Genomic DNA, 16,630 nt, shown 5'->3' with positions numbered 1-16,630 from the left:
AGAGCCCGGTGAATCGAGAGATTCACGCCGGGATCTGTGGGAGCCCAGGGGTGAAATCCCCCTGGGCTACCCGACTGACCCCCTCCTGGCCGCTTGGTCACCACGTGAGTGAAGCGAGCGCGCACCGCGCCGGGCGTGCGGTCCTTGGAGCGCTTGACATCGTTTGTAATACCAACCAATATGAAGTTGTTGGTATTGCAAACAAACGGCCCGGCCGGGGGTGGCTCCGTGGCGATGATGATCATCTGCGGCTTTGCCGGTCGGCGTCGGTGAGTGAGCGACGGTCTCGTCCACCCCTGATACAAGGAGAAATCCTCATGCCCGCAATCCGGACCAAGCGCCGAGCAGCAGCCCTGGTCACCTCGGCGGCGGTTCTGGCGTTCGGTACATTCGCCGGCTCTACAGCCCAGGCGACCGCCCGCTCCGCCACGTCAGGGATCCCGGACCTGGTCGATCCCGCGGCCGACCTGGGACGGCACGCGCCCGGGCCCGAGCCGACCTGGTTCGACTCGATCTACTTCACCAGCTCAGTGAAGGCGAACGGTCAGGAGTTCGGCCTTCAGGTCCACACGCGCATCCTCCCGAGCAGGGGCGAGGCCGCGTACCGCTGGACGTTCGCGGTGATCAACAAGACCACCGGGTGGTACAAGGACTACGACGCGATGGTCAAGCCGAAGGACTATCGGTGGAGCCAGGGCAAGCTCGACATCAAGGCACCAGGGCTGAGCTGGACGGGTGACCTCCTCCGCCAGTCGGTGCAGGTCGAGACGCCTTGGGGATCTCTCGATGTCCAACTGGCGCCCACCGGCCCCGCCATGAACTACGCATCGACCGGCGTTTTCAACCTGGTCGACGGCGTGCCGAACTACGAGTTCGCACTCCCGGAGATGCGGACGTCCGGAACGCTCGTCGTCGACGGCAAGAAGCACCAGATCAGGGGCACCTCCTGGCTGGACAGGCAATGGGGTGAGATGCCGACGTCGCTGACAAGGTGGACATGGATGAACCTCAGCATGCCCGATGGCGACAAGGTCGCCATCGGGGACACGATCGGCGCCGAAACCAAGCACAGCTGGGCGACCGTACTCCATCCGGACGGCTCCTACGACGTGGTCGACGTCGAGCCGCTCGCGCAGGGCGCCTCCCGGCAGTGGACCAGTCCGGCCACCGGCCAGACGTATCCCACTCGTTGGCGCATCCGTATTCCCGCCCTGCACGCCGAGCTCGACGTGCGGGTCACCGGAAATCCGGACCAGGAGATCGAGACTCCCGACGGGAGCGGCTACCTGGAGGCCACGGCGGCTTTTACCGGTAAGTACAACGGCAAGAAGGTCCGTGGCGAGAACTACGTCGAGATGACCGGCGAGTGGAACTCCTGATCACCGGCGAAGCCGTCCTCGCCTGAGGCAATCCGGGCTCACCCCGGGATCGAACGCCGATCCCGGGGTGAGCCATTGGGGGGAGGCGGCCTCAGTCGGGAGAGCGCAGGACAGCGTGCAGCAGCTGGACGAGTCGGTCACTGTCTTGCGGGTCGAGCCGGTCCGTCGCGGATGCCAGTGCGCGTCGGACCTCGCCGTACACCTGCTCCGCCAGTTCCAGACCGGCGGGGGTGAGGAACACGTCGACGACGCGGCGGTCCTGCGGGTTTTTGCCCCTGGCCACCAGCCCTCGGCGTTCGGCACGGTCGATAAGGCCGGACAGGGTCGATTTGTCCAGGCCGAGGAACGCGGCGAGCTCGGTCATGCGTGGGCGGCGGTCGCGCAGGATGCCGAGGACCCGCAGTTGGGTGAGTGAGAGGTCGCGCTCGGCTCCGATGCGGGTGAGCACGCCCGCCACCTGGAAGGTGTTGCGGACGAGGGCATCCACGAGGGCGTCGGAAGTCATGTGCTCACATTACTCGCCATGCTTTGTATTACAAACCAACGGATTGGGGAAGGCCGGCTCGCTCGGCGCGTCCCGCGTTCCTCCAGGGCTGTGTTCCTTCATCTCCCGGCTGTCGGTCGCGGCCTGTTTCCAACCCAGGTACTTGGCGTACCTGGCCCACATGATCGGACCGGGTCTGGGCTCGCTGCGCGGCCGATATCCGGGAACGACCGCGACCGCTCCAGCTGCTCGCGGGAGAACATCTTCTCCGACACTGAACCATCCCGCGCTCTAGACCCGACAAACCGGAACAGAACGTAGCGGAAACGATCTCAGACCCTATATCGACCCCAGCATCGCCGCAGCTCAGAGCTATATGTGTTGGATTCTTCGACAGGACTACTGGGACCCCCTACCGAGGGGGCCGGGCGGGGTGAACGGCAGGACGGAGATCACCGCGCTGACCGGGAGCGGCCCGTAGATGTGCGGGAAGACCTCGGGCGGGTCGCCGGGAGCCTCCTCCATGCGGACGTCGAGCCCGGTGGGGTCGACGTCGAGCAGCACGAGAGGGGCGCCGACGTCACGGTAGAAGCGTTTTACGACGCCGCGCAACTGCTCGTGATCGGCGCAGGCGTGGATGAAGCCGACGTCGTCGAGGCTGCGGCCGATGGTGGAGACGCGGTACTCCCCCGTCTGCCGGGCGGCGTCCCAGTCGGAGGCCAGGGCGAGATGCAGAATGGTCATCGGATGACATGGTGCCCTCTGCGTGCCCGTCGTTCAACCGGGGGGCGTTCGACCGGGGCCCGCCGCGGGCGGGGGCCGGCGGCGCGGGGTCAGTGCCGGGCGCGCCACTCGCGCCGCAGGACGGCGTAGACGAGTTCGCTGGTCCACTCGCCCTTGACGATCTCGTTGTCGACGAAGTGGGCCTCGCGGCGCATGCCGAGTTTCTCCAGCACCCGGGCCGAGGCCTCGTTGCGGGCGTCCAGGCGGCCGACGATGCGGTGCAGGTCCAGGCCGTCGAAGCCGAGTTCCAGCAGGACGCGGGCGGCCTCGGTGGCGTATCCCCTGCCGTGGTGGCCGGGGTGGAAGACGTAGCCGATCTCGCCGGCGCGCTGTGAGCGGCTGTGCCAGATGAGCAGGACGTCGCCGAGCAGCTCGCCGGTGGCGGCCAGTTCCACCGCCAGGGTGAGGGATTGGCCCTCCTCCAGCAGCGCCGTCTCGCCGATCTTTCTTTCCAGGGCCTCGCGGGTCTGCTCGCGGTCGCGCGGCTCCCAGTACAGGTAGCGGGCGACCTGGGGCAGGGAGTGGATGGCGTGCAGGGCGTCGAGGTCGGCGGGGGTGTAGGGGCGCAGGATCAGGCGGTCGGTCCGGATGGGGAGGGAAGGCTTCAGCATCCGGCCAGGTTAGGACAGCCGCCGCACGGCGGGCGAGTCGTTATCGGCCGCGCGCGGGATGCCTCAGTGAGTGCTTCCGGCCAGGTTGAGCACCACGACGCCGCCGATGATCAGGACGATGCCCGCGATCTTGGCGAGGTTGATCGTCTCGCCGAGGAAGAGCACCCCGATGGCGGCGATGGCGGCGGTTCCGACTCCGGCCCAGACCGCGTAGGCGGTGCCGACCTCCATCTGGAGTTTGAGTGCCTGGGCCAGCAGGATGAAGGCGGCGGCGTAGCCGGCGACGACGAGGACCGACCAGCCCTTGTGGGCGAACCCGTCGCTCAGCTTGAGGGCGGTGGTCGCCACGATTTCGGCGATGATCGCCCCGGCCAGGATCAACCACGCCATAACAACCTCACTCTTCCAAAAATCGGGCTAAACATACCATTTTTCCCCGATTGTCGATGACCGGGCCCCGGCGGTGCCGCGGTCCGGCGCCACGACCTGCCCGGCTTGCGAGGGATGTCGAAAGCGTGTTCCACTGATCCGTATGCGATGGGACGCGCCTCCCCTGCTCGCCGCGCCGCCCGACGCCAGGCCGCGGATCGAGCGCTCCGCGCTGACCAGGGTCCACGGGGCCCTGACCTGCTACGAGGTGCAGGCGCGCACCGCGCTGGACCGCACGCCCGAAGGCTGGGCGCTCAGCCCCTACCGGGGGTGCGCCCAGGCCTGCCGTTACTGCTCGGTGCGCCGGGGGCACCGCTACCTGGGCCTGGACGCCGAGGGTGACTTCGACTCCCGGATCGTGGTGCGCACCAACATCGTGCGGCGGCTGCGCGCGGAGCTGGGATCGCGCTGGGACGGCGAGCACATCACCGTGGGCGTGGGGGGCGACTGCTACCAGGGGGTCGAGGAGGTCTACCGGCTGATGCCGGGCCTGGTCGCCGCGTTGCGCGAGGCCGGGGCGCCGTTCACCGTCTTCACCAAGAGCCGGTTGATCCTGCGCGACGCCGACCTGCTGGCCGCCGCCCCGGGGGCCGGGGCGGTGGTCTCGATCGCGTTCGTCGACGACCGGATCCGCCGCAGCGTGGAGCCCGGTGCCCCCAGCGCGCAAAAGCGCCTGGAGCTGGTGGCCGAGCTGAACGAGCGGGGGGTGGCGTGCGGGGTGGCGATGGCGCCGATCCTGCCGCTGCTGACCGACTCCCCCGACCAGCTCGCGGCCACCGTGCGCCGCATCGCCGACTCCGGGGCCGTCAGCGTCGTCCCGCACGTGCTGCGCCTGCCCCCGGGTGCGCGCGAGTGGTATCTCGCCTGGCTGGGCGAGCACCATCCGACGCTGGTGCCCCGCTACGCCGAGCTGTACGGCAGGAGCGCCGACGCCGAGCCCGGCTACGTGCGCGGTCTCACCGGCCAGGTCCTGCAGCTGGCCGCCCGCTACGGGCTGGGGCCGACGCGGCCCGAGCAGCCCCTGCCGCTGGCGCTGCCTCGGCAGGCCCAGCTCACCCTCCTGTGAATCGGATCCGCGTCGATCGGATCCGCCTCAGAAGTGCTCCAGCAGCTCGGGGAACCTGCGCAGTCGCAGCACGCCCGCGTCGCCGGGGTCGAGGTCGCTCTGCTCCAGCGCCCAGGTGTGGTCGTTGGGGATGAAGACGGCGTTCATCCCCGCCTGCCGGGCGGGAAGGATGTCCGACTTCGGGGAGTTGCCGATCATCCAGGTCGTCGCGGGCGTCAGCGCGTGCTCGCGGGTCAGCCACCGGTAGGTGGCGACGTCCTTCTCCGCCACGATGTGCACGTCGCAGAAGTGGTGGGCCAGCTGTGAGGCCTCCAGCTTGCGGCGCTGCTCGTCCAGGTCGCCCTTGGTGAGCAGGAGCAGCTCGTGGCGCCCGCCGAGGGCCGTGAGCGTCTCGGTGACGCCCGCGACCAGCTCCACCCGGCGCTCGACGAGGGCCAGGGCCAGCTCGTCGATGTGGCGGCGCTCGGCCTCGGTCGCGGGACGCTCACGCAGCCGTTCGAAGCACTCGCCGAGGCTGAGCAGGAACATCGTGCTGCCGTAGCCATGGGTGACGGCGTTGGCCGCCTGGATGTCGTCGAGGACGGCGCGGATCCGGGCCCGCTCCAGGGTGGGATGCGCCAGCCAGTCGAGGAAGTCCTCGACGACCCGCTCGAACAACACGTTGTTCTCCCACAGCGTGTCGTCGGCGTCGAAGATGAGCACCTGCGCCTGGAGCCTCACACGGTCCTCCCCCGAGAACGTCCTCACCGGCTGTGGTTTTCGCCGTATCCGCCGCACACGCTACCGCGCCCGCCCGGCCGGGCGCGGCCCGTTTTCCGCGCCCTTGCCATCCTCCCGGGGGCCCTGAGCCCGCAGGAGCCCACAAGGAGCCCTTAAGGAGCCGGCCCGGGCCCGCCCGCGATCCCGGGGACCGGACGAGGCGAGCCAGGACGGGGCGGAGGGGTCAGGCCAGGGCGCTGCCCTTGCGCCATTCCTTGAACGACAGCTGCCAGAAGCCCCAGCCGTTGTTCCACTCCATCTCGCGGTTGGTTCCCCTGATGGTGATGACGTCGCCGCGCTGGACCTGGTTGTAGAACCACCTGGCCTGGTCGGGGCGGGAGTTGATGCACCCGTGGCTGACGTTCTGGCGTCCCTGGGCCCACACGTTGTTCAGCGCGTGCACGTACTCGCCGCTGTTGGAGAAGCGGACCGCGTGGTTGATCATCAGGTCGTAGTAGCCGGGGTCGCCCTTCTTGCGGCCCGGGGAGATCATGCGCTCGGGGTTGGCCTTGCCCATCGCCAGGTGGACGCCGCTGGTGGTGGTGTACTCGCGGGTGCTGGCGTTGCCCGCGCTGATCAGCATGGTCTGCACGACCTTGCCGTCCCGCTTGACGATCATCTTGTGCTTGCGGGTGTCGATCGTGGCGATCTGGGCCGCGCCGATTCGGATGACTTTGGTGATGTCCTTGACGCCGTACATGTCCTTGCCGCCCTGCACGCCTTTGAGGCGGGCGGTGAAGGTCACCTTCTGGTGGGGCTGCCAGAACTTCGCGGTCCGGTAGATCACGGTTGTGTCGTTGATCCACCGCCACGCGCCCTGGACCGGCTTTTCCGACTTGACCTCCAGCGCCTTCTCCACCCCGGCCTTGTTGGCGATCTGCTGGTTGAAGATGACGATGATCGGCGCCCCCACGCCGACCTTCTCCCCCTTGATCGCCGGAGTCACGTCCGCCACCTCGAGCTCGTGCTTGGGCTTGAGCGTTCGGAAGGAACTGCTGGCGGTCGTGCCGTCCACCGTCCGCGCCGACACGGTGTAGTCACTGGCCGGCCTCATGGGGGTGGTGGAGACCCACTTGGTGCGCTCGGCGTCGAAGTCGCCCTCCAGCGCCTGGCCACCGCTTTTTACGGTGACCTCCTCCAACGCGCCGCTGGAGGTCGCGACGACGACCTTCTTGTCCGGGCGCACGGTCTTGCTGCCCTCGGCGGGGCTGATCTTTATCTCCGGTGCGGCCGGTGCCGCCGGCGTGCTGGCCGCACCGGCACCCGATCCGCTTCCGGCGGTCGCCTGCGGATCCGCCCCTCCGGAGCAGGCGGTGGCCAGCACCGCCGCGGTCGCCAGGGCCAGGCCGGCCAGCGGCCTCCTGAGGCGTCGGCATTCCACGATCAGCACAATTTCTCCCCCACTACAGCAAACTGCTCTTAAAACACTAATAGGAGATGCATGGTGACCGAACATGGTTGCGCCCGATTTGGTAACATTTCGGACTCTTCGTAAAGTCAGAAAAATACCAACCGAGAGTCAGGAAAAGACAAAGTCGCCACGTCAGAGGCTCGGCCACAAAAGGGGAGGTCCGGCGGGTGCGGACCCGCACCGACGGCATCGGGCCACAAGTCCTCGCACTCGGGCCGCATCAAGAGCGCCCGTGGGGGCATGGGGCAGCGAGAAACCCTTGGCGCCGCGTGCCGGATCCCATCCGGCCCGCCCTGACGGCGGCCGAAAGATAACCTGGTTGATCCCTCCCACACGGAAGCCCTGGGTGATGACGAGACCTCCCCCCTGCGCGGCCACGCGCCCACCGCCGCTCCCGGCCTCGGTGCCGACTTCCACGCCGACCCCGACGCGGGCCTCGACCGCGACGCCGGCGCCGGTGGTGAGCGTCGCCTCCCTCGGGCGCCGAGCGAGGAGCTGTTGCGCGCCATCGTGGAGGCCAGCGGCGAGGGGGTCGTACTGTGCGGCACCGACGGCGTCGTGGTGATGCTGAACGCCGCGGCGGCCCGGATGGCACCCGAGATCATCCCCGGCCGCCCCCTGTGCTCGGGCGCGGCCTCGGCCCTGTTCGAGGGCGACCACCCCGAGGGCCAGAGCCGCGAGGGCGATCACGGCCGGCGCCGGATCCGGGTGCGCCGGGAGGTCTTCGGCCTCACCCACCGGGCCTGGTACCTGCGCGACGTCACCGCCGAGTCCGCCAGGACCGACGTGCTGCTGGCCGAGCGCCGGCGCACCGACTTCCTCATCGAGGCGGGCCGCAGGCTGTCGGCCTCGCTCAACATGCGCCGCTGCGCCCGCACCGCGGTCGAGCTGGCCACCCCCTTCCTGGCCGACGCCGCCATGATCGTGCTGCCGCCCTCGGGACGCCGCGCCGGATGGCTGCGCCTGACCGGCACCGACCGCTCCCTGCAGGAGGGCGAGGTCGCCGTCGCCGACACCACGCGGGTGCCCGGCCTGGCCGAGGCGCTGGCCGGTTTCCCGCCCGTGCCCAGCCGCTGGCTGGACCCCGGCCAGGTGCCCGGCTGGCTGCTGCCCGAGAGATTCGGGGCGGCCGGACACCTCATCGTCACCCCGCTGCCCGGCAACGGGGTGCCCGCCGGGGCATTGGTGCTCGCCCGCCACGAGGACGGCCCGCCCTTCGACGAGGACGCCGAGACCCTGGTGCGGATCTTCGCGGCCCGGGCCGGGGCGGCCATCTCCGCCGCCGCCCTCTACCAGGAGCAGAGCGCCACCAACGCGATCCTCAGCAACGACCTGCTGCCCCCGCGACTGCCCGCCCTGGCCGGCCTGGAGCTGGCCGGATCGCTGCGCGCCGCCCGCCAGGCCGGGCTCATCGGCGGCGACTTCTACGACGTCTACCTGCCCGAGGCCGGCACGCCGGGCGAGCCGCTGGTGGTGCTGGGCGACGTCTGCGGCAAGGGCACCCGCGCCGCCGTCCTGGCCGGGCACGTCCGCCACTGCCTGCGCACGCTGCTGCTGCTGGAAGAGCGCCCCGAGCGGCTGGTTGCCCTGCTCAACCGCTCCCTGCGGGGCTCGCCCACGCCCAACTCCTACGTCACCCTCGTGCTGGGCACGCTGCGCGCCGCCGCGGACGGGCACGTGCGCGTGGACCTGGCGGTCGCCGGGCACCCGGCACCCGGCACCGCTGATCCTGCGCCTCGACGGCACCGTGCACGAGAGCACGGCCCGCGGCTCCATGCTCGGCGCGTTCAAGGACACCGTCCTGGTCCCCGCCAGCGTCGACCTGGCCCCGGGCGAGGTGTGCCTGCTCTACAGCGACGGCATCACCGAGGCCTTCGGTGGCCCCACCGGCAAGGAGATGTACGGCGCCCAGCGGCTGAAGGCCGCCCTGGCCGGCTGCGCGGGCATGCCGGCCGCGGCGCTGGTCGAGCGGCTGGAACAGATCAGCACCGACTGGCTGGGCGGCGACGTCCAGGACGACCGGGCGCTGCTGGCGGTGCAGGCGAGGCCGGCCCGATGAGCACGCTGAGCAACACCTCGCCGAGCACCGCGGGCGCGGCCGCGCCGCCGCTCACGGCGCTGGCCGAGGCCGGTGAGCGATACCTGGAGCACATCGGGCGGGTCGACGAGTTCGCCGCCATCGATCTGGTACTCGGCCTGCTGGAGGAGGGCGTGAACGCCGAGCGGCTGCTGCTGGAGCTCATCGCCCCCGCCCAGCGGCGCGTCGGCGAGCTGTGGGCGGCCAACGAGTGGTCCATCGCCCGCGAGCACGGCGCCACCGCCGTCAGCGAGCGCGCCGTCGCCGCGATCGCCGCCCGCGTCCGGCCCCGGCCCACCCGCGGGCGCCTCACCGTCGCCTGCACCGACGGCGAGTACCACGCGCTGCCCACCCGCCTGCTGGCCGAGGTCCTGCGCCTGCGCGGCTGGCGGGTCGACTTCCTGGGCGCCAACGTGCCCGGCCCGCACCTGATCACCCACCTGCACCAGACCGGGCCCGACGCGGTCGCGCTGGGCTGCGCGCTGGCCACCCGCCTGCCCCGGGCGCACGCCACGCTCACCGCCTGCCAGGCCGTCGGCGTGCCGGTCATGGCCGGTGGGGCGGCCTTCGGCGCCGACGGCCGCTACGCCCGCCTGCTGGGCGCCGACGCCTGGGCGCCCACCGCCGACGCCGCGGCCGACCGTCTGGAGCGCGGTGACCTGCCCGGCCCTCCCTCCCCGGCCGGCACGCCGGCCCACCTCGGCGACGAGGAGTACACCCACCTGACGCGCCAGCGCGCCGAGCCGCTCACCCGGGCGATGGAGACCCTGGCCCGCTCCTACCCGCCGATGGCGGCCTACGACTCCCACCAGCTCGACGCCACCGCCGCCGACCTGGGCCACCTGCTCGACTTCCTGGCCGCGGCCCTGTACGTCGACGACGCGCCGGTGTTCACCGGTTTCATCGGCTGGACCGGCGCCGTGCTCGCGGCGCGCGCGGTCCCCGCCGAGGCCCTGAGGGTGGGATTGCGCGTTTTCCACGACGAGCTGCGAGACTTCCCCCGTGCCCGCCACATGCTGGTCCAGGGGATCGAGGCGGCACCCGTCCCCGGCGCCGATCAGGAGACCTGACGATTGATGTTCGACAAGACACCGTTCCGTACCGAGGTGCGCGTCACCGCTCCTGGCACCACCCTGCTCGTCCTCAGCGGTGACCTCGACTACGACACGGCCCCCGAACTCTTCGCCCGCGTGCGGGAGCTGTTTTCCGGGGAGGTGCGCGACCTCGACCTGGACCTGTCCGGCCTGGAGTTCATCGACTCCTCGGGGGTGGCCGCCCTGATCAACGTCTACAACGTCGCCGGCGAGCACGACGCCGCCATGCGGATCGTCGCGCTGACCCCCTACCTGCGCCACCTGCTGCGGGTGACCGCCCTCGACCAGATCTTCAGGCTCCCCCAGGAGCAGGAGTGAGCACTGACAAAGAGAAATAGCCCGCCCGCACAGGCTTCGGCCGGCGCCGAAGTGTTCCCGGCCGACAATGGAGCCATGACCTCCACCGCCCCGGTCTCGCTGGCCGCCCTGGCCGCCCTGCTCGCCGACGGCACTCGCGCCACGTTCTGCCTGGCCCTGCTGGACGGGCGGGCCTGGAGCGCCGGAGAGCTGGCCCGGCACGCGGGGGTGGCGGCCTCGACCGCCAGCGAGCACCTGTCGCAGCTCGTCGGCGGCGGGCTGCTGGCCGAGGAGCGCCAGGGACGCCACCGGTACGTGCGCCTGGCCGGGCCGCGGGTGGCCCAGCTCATCGAAGACATGGCCGCCCACGCCGGCCTGGAGGCCGGCGCCCGGCCCGCGACGCTGCGGGCCGCGAGCGCGGCCCGGGCGCTGGCACAGGCCAGGACCTGCTACGACCACCTGGCCGGGCGGCTCGGTGTGACGATCACCGACGCGCTCACCGCGCGCGGCCTGCTGCGCCAGGACACCGGTTTCGCGCTCAGCGACGCCGGGCTGTCGTGGTTCTCCACCGAGCTGGGCGCCCGGCTGCCCGGCGGCGGGCGCCGCCCCCTGGCACGGCCCTGCCTGGACTGGACCGAGCGCCGCCACCACCTGGCCGGCACCGCCGGGGCCGTGCTGTGCGCGACCGCGCTGGAGCGCGGCTGGGTCGACCGGATCGGCTCCGGGCGGGCCCTGCGCCTCACCCGCGCCGGGCAGCAGGCCCTGGCCCACCTGCTGGGCCTGACCGACCTGACGGTGAGACCGGCGCCCTGAGGGCGGTCTCGGCGACGCGGGTGCCCCTTCAGTGGCCGCGCAGGCGGTGGGTGAGGCTGGTGTGGCGGCGCCCGGCCCCGCGGGTGCGCACCGCCTGGGCCAGCGCGCGGCGCGAGCCGACGATGACGACGAGCTTCTTGGCCCGGGTGATCGCGGTGTAGAGCAGGTTTCGCTGCAGCATCATCCACGCGCTGGTGGACAGCGGGATGACCACCGCCGGGTACTCGCTGCCCTGGGAGCGGTGGATCGACACCGCGTAGGCGTGGGCCAGCTCGTCCAGCTCGTCGAAGGCGTACTCGACGTTCTCGTCCTCGTCGGTCAGCACGGTCAGCTTGTGGTCGTCGGGCTTGATGTCGACCACCATGCCCACGGTGCCGTTGAACACCCCCGCCGCGCCCTTCTCGTAGTTGTTGCGCAGCTGGGTGACCTTGTCGCCGACCCGGAAGACCCGTCCGCCGTAGCGGCGCTCGGGCATGCCCTCCCTGGAGGGGGTCAACGCCTCCTGCAGCGCGTTGTTGAGGTTGCCCGCCCCCGCCGGGCCCCGGTGCATCGGCGACAGGACCTGTACGTCGCGGCGCGGGTTGAGGCCGAACTTGCGCGGGATGCGGTTGGCGACCACGTCCACGGTCAGCGCCGCGATCTCCTCGGGCTCATCGCAGGGAAACAGGAAGAAGTCGGTCATGCCCTCCAGCGCGGGGGGCAGGCCGGTGTTGACCCGGTGGGCGTTGACGACCACTCCCGACTCCTGCGCCTGGCGGAAGATGTGGGTCAGCCGCACCCGGGGGATCTCCTCCTCGGCGGCCAGCAGATCCCGCAGCACCTCGCCCGCGCCGACCGAGGGCAGCTGGTCGACGTCTCCCACGAAGAGCAGGTGCGTGCCCGGGGCGACGGCCTTGACCAGCTTGTTGGCCAGCAGCAGATCCAGCATCGAGGCCTCGTCGACCACGACCAGGTCGGCGTCCAGGGGGTTGTCGCGGTCGAAGGTGGCGTCCCCGCCGGGGCGCAGCTGCAGCAGCCGGTGCACGGTGGTGGCCTCGTGGCCGGTCAGCTCCGCCAGGCGCTTGGCCGCCCTGCCGGTGGGCGCGGCCAGGATCACCTTGGCCTTCTTGGCGCGGGCCAGGGTGACGATGGAGCGCACGGTGAAGCTCTTGCCGCAGCCGGGGCCGCCGGTCAGCACCGCGACCTTCTCCGTCAGCGCCAGCCGTACCGAGTGGGCCTGCTCCTCGGCGAGGTCGGCGCCGGTCCGGGTGCGCAGCCATTTCAGCGCCGCGTCCCAGTCGACGGAGGCGAAGGCCCCCAGCCGGTCGTGCTCGCAGGCCAGCAGGGAGCGCAGCGCGCCGGCCAGGGACAGCTCGGCGCGGTGGAAGGGCACCAGGTAGACCGCCGGGACGCTGCCGTCGCCGACCGGGACGTCCTCGCGGACCACGCCCTCCTCGGCGACCAGCTCCTCCAGGCAGCGCGCGGTCAGCTCGGCGGGAACCTCCAGGATCTTCACCGCGTCGCCGATGAGGTTGGGCGCCGGAAGGTAGCAGTGGCCGTCGTCGGCGGCCTGGGACAGGGTGTAGCGCAGGCCCGCCTTGACGCGCTCGGGGCTGTCATGCGGGATGCCCACGGCCTGGGCGATGGTGTCGGCCGTCTTGAAACCGATGCCCCACACGTCGTCGGCCAGCCGGTACGGCTGGCTCTTGACGACCGTGATGGACTTGTCGCCGTACTGCTTGAAGATGCGGACCGCGATCGAGGTGGACACGCCGACCCCCTGCAGGAAGATCATCACCTCTTTGATGATCTTCTGTTCCTCCCAGGCGACGCCGATCATCTTGGTCCGCTTGGGGCCGAGCCCAGGGACCTCGACCAGCCGCTCGGGGGTGGTCTCGATGACCTCCAGGGTGTCGACGCCGAAGTGGTCGACGATCCGCTCGGCCATCTTCGGCCCGATGCCCTTGATCAGCCCGGAGCCCAGATAGCGGCGGATGCCCTGGATGGTGGCGGGCAGCACGGTGGCGTAGGACCACACCTCGAACTGCTTGCCGTACTTGGGGTGGGAGGCCCAGCGCCCGGTCAGCCGCAGCGACTCGCCGGGCTGAGCCCCCAGCAGCGGCCCGACCACGGTCAGCAGGTCGGCGCCGGAGCGGTCGGTGGCCACCCGGGCGATGGTGTAGCCGGTCTCCTCGTTGGCGTAGGTGATGCGTTCGAGCACCGCGTCGATACAGGTAACAGGGACCCCGTTTTTTTCCGGTTGCACGCCGCCACCCTCCGCACCGAATCTGCTCGCGCAAGTGTAGGGCCACCGGCCGGAAGGGCGCCCAGGTGATCGCCTGTCGCGCCGCCGGCCGCACCTCGAGGCTTTCGCCGCGACCGACGCGTACGACGCCGCGTCCGTGGAGGTGGAAGCGGCCGGCGCGAGAGGAGCGCGGCGGCGAGGTTTCGCTGGTTTCGCCGGGCTTCGTACGAGCGCGGGCGGGGCGGATACCCGGCCGTTCCCCAACACGCCGATGGCCCGCTGTCCTTTCACCGGCCCCGCCATCACCTTCTGTGATGAAGTATTCGCGATCTGTAGCGGCTCCACCGCCAGAGTGCGTGCGCAACGACACCCGACCACGAAGGAGAGACACATGCGAAGGACACTCATCGCCGCCGTGATGGCACTGAGCACGGTGACGGGTGGCGCGACGGGCAGCGCGGCGGCCGGCGCGGCGCCGGCGACGGCCGTGCCCGGCCTCGACGTCATCGGGCTGACCGGCGACCAGCGTCTGGTGGGCTTCGAGATCCGCTCCCCCAACCGTCCCACCGACCTCGGCCGGGTCAACGGGCTCGTCGGTGACAGCGCGCTCGTCGGCATCGACTACCGCGTGCAGAACGGCAGGCTGTACGGCGTCGGGAACCTGGGAGGCATCTACACGATCAGCGGGCGGGCCAGTGCGGTCAAGGTCTCGCAGCTGACCGTGCCGCTGAGCGGCACAGGTTTCGGCGTCGACTTCAACCCCGCCGCCAACCGGCTGCGCGTGATCAGCAACACCGGGCAGAACCTGCGCCACAACCTCGACGACCCGGCGGGCACCCCGGCCCCGGGTCAGACCGTGGCCGACGGCACGCTGGCCGACCCGTCCCCGTCACCGGGCGTCCCGGGAACGGTCGTGACCGGCGTCCTGGGCGCCGGATACACCAACAACGATCTCAGCCCGGCCACCGCCACGACGCTCTTCGACGTGGACACCACATCCCCCCGGGTGCTCCTGCAGTCGCCCGCCAACGCGGGCGTGCTGGTGGCGACCGGCAACCTGCGCGTGGCCGCGACCGGCGAGGCGGGCTTCGACGTCTACAGCTCACTGCGCAACGGCGCCACCGTCTCCAACAGCGCCTTCGCCACATTGAAGGTCGCCGGACGCTACAGGTTCTACGGCGTCAACCTGCTCACCGGTGCCGTCAACTACAACTACGGCGCCTTCCCCTCCAGCCGGCAGGTCGTCGACATCGCCCTCCGGCTCGACCGCGGCTGAGCCCGGCCGAGCCAGACCTCGGCGACCGCGTACAGGTCACACCGCCGGTCCGCGACGTGGGCCCGCCGGCCGTGACGCCGGACGTCGCCGGTCGGCCCGGTTGCCGCAACGTTCCGCCCGTCACGGTGCCGGTTCCCGCGCACCGGCACCGTGACGGGCGTGGCCGCGCGGTGGGGATTTCTGCACCAGGGGCGGTTCACCGCGATCTACTGCGCGCGGTACGGGGAGCCGCCGTCGCAGACACCACGCGGGGCACCGACGGTCCCCGGCCAAGAGATGACTTGTGGGTTCCCTGAGGACATCCCTTCCGCCCTGCTGTGCGGTGAGGACGGCTGACGCCGCCGGGGAACACAAGACTGCTCTTTTCTGGCGTCCCCCTCTAGATTTCCCGACACGGACACCGAGGAGGACGCGTTGACGGAGCTGTGGGCATTGGGCGCGTGGGATCTGGCGGAGCTGGTCCGCGGTGGAGAGGTGTCGTGCCGGGAGGTGATCGAGGCGCACCTACGGCGGATCGACGGTGTGAACCCCCGTGTGAACGCGATCACGGTCAAGCTGGAGGAGGAGTCGCTCGCCGCGGCGGAGGCGGCCGACAGGGCGCTCGCGCGGGGTGACGCGGCCGGCCCTCTGTGCGGCGTGCCGATGACGATCAAGGAGAACATCGACGTCGCGGGGTCGGCGACGACGATGGGCGTCGTCGCCCTGCGGGAGGCGATGGCGGCCGCCGACGCGCCTTTTGTCGCCGAGCTGCGCGCGGCGGGAGCGATCTCGATCGGCCGGACGAACATGCCCGAGTTCGGCATGCGCTGGCACACCGACAACGCGCTGCGCGGCGCGACGGTCAACCCCTGGTCCGCCGAGCACACACCGGGCGGCTCGAGCGGCGGAGAGGCGGCCGCGGTGGCGACGGGAATGTCTCCGCTGGGAATCGGGAACGACGGCGCGGGCTCGCTGCGCTGGCCCTCCCAGTGTTGCGGCGTCAGCGCGTTGAAGCCCTCGCTGGGCAGGGTGGCACAGGCCGGGGAGCGGGCGGCCGGGCCGATTCCCTTCGCATTCCAGCTGCTCGGCGTCCATGGTCCGATCGCCCGGCATGTCCGGGATCTGCGCCTGGCATTCGGCCACATGTGCGGACGGCCCGGCGGGGACCCGTGGTACGCGCCGGTGCCCCTGTACGGCCCGCCCCTGCCGGCACCGGTGCGGGTGTGCGTGGTGACCGATCCCGACGGAGCCGAGACGGACCCGGAGGTGGCCGGAGCGCTGAGGCGCGCGGCCGGAGCGCTGGCCGACGCGGGCTACCTCGTCGAGGAAGGCCGGGCTCCGGCCCTCGCCCGCGCGAGTGAGATCTACACGCAGATCATGTCGAGCTACGGCCGGACGCACCGGGAGCAGCCCCCTGTCGAGGTGGTCGCGTCCCCCGGGTTCGCGCACTTCTGGCAGGCGTACGAGCCGATCTGGACGCGAGCCGCCGGGGAGCGAGCGTTCGACCCGATGATGGAGCGGGCGTCCATCGCGCGCCTGTGGAGCGCGTGGATGAGCCGTACACCGCTGCTGCTCGCGCCGGTTCGCACGCGTCCGGCCTTCCGGGTCGGATCGGATCTCGATCCCCGGTGGCTGGCCGACTGGCCGGACACGATGCGCCTGGCCGTGGTGGTCAACCTTCTCGGGCTGCCCGCGGTCGCCGTGCCTGTCGGGCCGGCCGGTGACCTGCCCCATGCCGTGCAGATCATCGGTCCGAGGTTCCGCGAGGATCTGTGCCTGGACGCCGCCGCGGTGGTGGAGGAGGCGACCGGGACGCTGACGCCGATCGACCCGCGCTGACCGCGGTCGCCGGTCCCGGTCCCGCTGGATCCGCGCCCGCCGCGGGAGACGGGGCTTGATGCCGGACAACGGAACGGTCAGTGGCGTCAGCAGGCCAATGCGGGCGGAG

General features: G+C 71.2%; 16 protein-coding genes and 1 pseudogene. 9 read left to right on the top strand and 8 right to left on the bottom strand.

The features are described 5' to 3' along the window. Positions 1-245: hypothetical protein (locus tag ACSDR0_RS35540; RefSeq protein ID WP_435293318.1), on the bottom strand; the 245-nt coding region annotated here is incomplete at its 3' end. Between the two features lie 72 nt (positions 246-317). Between ACSDR0_RS35540 and ACSDR0_RS35535 the strand changes: the two genes are divergently transcribed. After that, on the top strand, positions 318-1,379 hold the full coding sequence (locus ACSDR0_RS35535) for a lipocalin family protein (protein WP_435293317.1): 1,062 nt from the start codon (positions 318-320) through the stop codon (positions 1,377-1,379). A gap of 91 nt (positions 1,380-1,470) precedes the next feature. Here the strand turns inward: ACSDR0_RS35535 and ACSDR0_RS35530 are convergent, their stop codons facing one another. The 4 genes from ACSDR0_RS35530 to ACSDR0_RS35515 form a co-directional block, all read right to left on the bottom strand. Continuing rightward, a complete protein-coding gene (locus ACSDR0_RS35530) occupies positions 1,471-1,884 on the bottom strand; it encodes a MarR family winged helix-turn-helix transcriptional regulator (RefSeq protein WP_435293316.1) in 414 nt (137 codons plus the stop codon). Between the two features lie 378 nt (positions 1,885-2,262). Beyond that, positions 2,263-2,607, bottom strand: coding sequence for a DUF952 domain-containing protein (locus ACSDR0_RS35525; protein WP_435293315.1), 345 nt, complete (start codon positions 2,605-2,607; stop codon positions 2,263-2,265). Between the two features lie 89 nt (positions 2,608-2,696). Next, positions 2,697-3,257, bottom strand: a complete 561-nt coding sequence (locus ACSDR0_RS35520) for a GNAT family N-acetyltransferase (protein ID WP_435293314.1) — start codon at positions 3,255-3,257, stop codon at positions 2,697-2,699. 63 nt (positions 3,258-3,320) lie between these two features. Continuing rightward, the gene (locus ACSDR0_RS35515; RefSeq protein ID WP_435293313.1) at positions 3,321-3,647 is read right to left on the bottom strand and encodes a DMT family transporter; all 327 of its coding nucleotides are present in this window, start codon (positions 3,645-3,647) and stop codon (positions 3,321-3,323) included. 142 nt (positions 3,648-3,789) lie between these two features. On the opposite strand from ACSDR0_RS35515, the gene ACSDR0_RS35510 reads away from it, so the two are divergent. Beyond that, on the top strand, positions 3,790-4,752 hold the full coding sequence (locus ACSDR0_RS35510) for a radical SAM protein (protein WP_435293312.1): 963 nt from the start codon (positions 3,790-3,792) through the stop codon (positions 4,750-4,752). A gap of 27 nt (positions 4,753-4,779) precedes the next feature. Here ACSDR0_RS35510 and ACSDR0_RS35505 read toward each other — a convergent pair whose 3' ends face one another. Both ACSDR0_RS35505 and ACSDR0_RS35500 read right to left on the bottom strand, forming a co-directional pair. Continuing rightward, complete coding sequence (locus ACSDR0_RS35505; protein WP_435293311.1) at positions 4,780-5,472, bottom strand: HAD family hydrolase; 693 nt, start codon at positions 5,470-5,472, stop codon at positions 4,780-4,782. Between the two features lie 223 nt (positions 5,473-5,695). Next, a complete protein-coding gene (locus ACSDR0_RS35500) occupies positions 5,696-6,901 on the bottom strand; it encodes an Ig-like domain-containing protein (protein ID WP_435293310.1) in 1,206 nt (401 codons plus the stop codon). Positions 6,902-7,486: 585 nt separating this feature from the next. On the opposite strand from ACSDR0_RS35500, the pseudogene ACSDR0_RS35495 reads away from it, so the two are divergent. The 5 genes and pseudogenes from ACSDR0_RS35495 to ACSDR0_RS35475 all read left to right on the top strand — a co-directional run. After that, a pseudogene (locus ACSDR0_RS35495) lies at positions 7,487-8,656 on the top strand (PP2C family protein-serine/threonine phosphatase); the annotation flags it as partial. Between the two features lie 40 nt (positions 8,657-8,696). Beyond that, a complete protein-coding gene (locus ACSDR0_RS35490; protein WP_435293322.1) occupies positions 8,697-8,981 on the top strand; it encodes a PP2C family protein-serine/threonine phosphatase in 285 nt (94 codons plus the stop codon). After that, positions 8,978-10,069 (top strand): cobalamin B12-binding domain-containing protein, encoded by a 1,092-nt coding sequence (locus ACSDR0_RS35485; RefSeq protein ID WP_435293321.1) that lies wholly within the window; start codon positions 8,978-8,980, stop codon positions 10,067-10,069. The genes ACSDR0_RS35490 and ACSDR0_RS35485 overlap by 4 nt, the downstream gene beginning before the upstream one ends. 6 nt (positions 10,070-10,075) lie before the next feature. After that, positions 10,076-10,411, top strand: a complete 336-nt coding sequence (locus ACSDR0_RS35480; RefSeq protein WP_435293309.1) for an STAS domain-containing protein — start codon at positions 10,076-10,078, stop codon at positions 10,409-10,411. 75 nt (positions 10,412-10,486) lie between these two features. Continuing rightward, entirely contained in the window at positions 10,487-11,203 is a 717-nt protein-coding gene (locus ACSDR0_RS35475) for an ArsR/SmtB family transcription factor (protein WP_435293308.1), read from the top strand. A 28-nt stretch (positions 11,204-11,231) separates the two neighbouring features. On the opposite strand, the gene recD2 is transcribed toward ACSDR0_RS35475, so the two are convergent. Beyond that, complete coding sequence (gene recD2 / locus ACSDR0_RS35470) at positions 11,232-13,448, bottom strand: SF1B family DNA helicase RecD2 (protein WP_435293307.1); 2,217 nt, start codon at positions 13,446-13,448, stop codon at positions 11,232-11,234. Positions 13,449-13,818: 370 nt separating this feature from the next. On the opposite strand from recD2, the gene ACSDR0_RS35465 reads away from it, so the two are divergent. Both ACSDR0_RS35465 and ACSDR0_RS35460 read left to right on the top strand, forming a co-directional pair. Then, positions 13,819-14,703, top strand: a complete 885-nt coding sequence (locus tag ACSDR0_RS35465) for a DUF4394 domain-containing protein (protein ID WP_435293306.1) — start codon at positions 13,819-13,821, stop codon at positions 14,701-14,703. 414 nt (positions 14,704-15,117) lie between these two features. Next, positions 15,118-16,521, top strand: a complete 1,404-nt coding sequence (locus tag ACSDR0_RS35460; RefSeq protein ID WP_435293305.1) for an amidase — start codon at positions 15,118-15,120, stop codon at positions 16,519-16,521. Positions 16,522-16,630: the final 109 nt, after the last annotated feature.

The sequence above is a fragment of the Streptosporangium sp. G11 genome (assembly GCF_051192615.1).
Taxonomy (GTDB): Bacteria; Actinomycetota; Actinomycetes; order Streptosporangiales; family Streptosporangiaceae; genus Streptosporangium.
This window is presented reverse-complemented; position numbering and strand designations above follow the sequence as displayed.

Excerpts from the sequence above, each read along its gene's own strand:
- ACSDR0_RS35535 (WP_435293317.1), top strand. The coding sequence starts at position 318 with ATGCCCGCAATCCGGACCAAGCGCCGAGCAGCAGCCCTGGTCACCTCG.
- ACSDR0_RS35530 (WP_435293316.1), bottom strand. The coding sequence starts at position 1,884 with ATGACTTCCGACGCCCTCGTGGATGCCCTCGTCCGCAACACCTTCCAG.
- ACSDR0_RS35525 (WP_435293315.1), bottom strand. The coding sequence starts at position 2,607 with ATGACCATTCTGCATCTCGCCCTGGCCTCCGACTGGGACGCCGCCCGG.
- ACSDR0_RS35520 (WP_435293314.1), bottom strand. The coding sequence starts at position 3,257 with ATGCTGAAGCCTTCCCTCCCCATCCGGACCGACCGCCTGATCCTGCGC.
- ACSDR0_RS35515 (WP_435293313.1), bottom strand. The coding sequence starts at position 3,647 with ATGGCGTGGTTGATCCTGGCCGGGGCGATCATCGCCGAAATCGTGGCG.
- ACSDR0_RS35510 (WP_435293312.1), top strand. The coding sequence starts at position 3,790 with ATGCGATGGGACGCGCCTCCCCTGCTCGCCGCGCCGCCCGACGCCAGG.
- ACSDR0_RS35490 (WP_435293322.1), top strand. The coding sequence starts at position 8,697 with ATGCTCGGCGCGTTCAAGGACACCGTCCTGGTCCCCGCCAGCGTCGAC.
- ACSDR0_RS35485 (WP_435293321.1), top strand. The coding sequence starts at position 8,978 with ATGAGCACGCTGAGCAACACCTCGCCGAGCACCGCGGGCGCGGCCGCG.
- ACSDR0_RS35480 (WP_435293309.1), top strand. The coding sequence starts at position 10,076 with ATGTTCGACAAGACACCGTTCCGTACCGAGGTGCGCGTCACCGCTCCT.
- ACSDR0_RS35475 (WP_435293308.1), top strand. The coding sequence starts at position 10,487 with ATGACCTCCACCGCCCCGGTCTCGCTGGCCGCCCTGGCCGCCCTGCTC.
- ACSDR0_RS35465 (WP_435293306.1), top strand. The coding sequence starts at position 13,819 with ATGCGAAGGACACTCATCGCCGCCGTGATGGCACTGAGCACGGTGACG.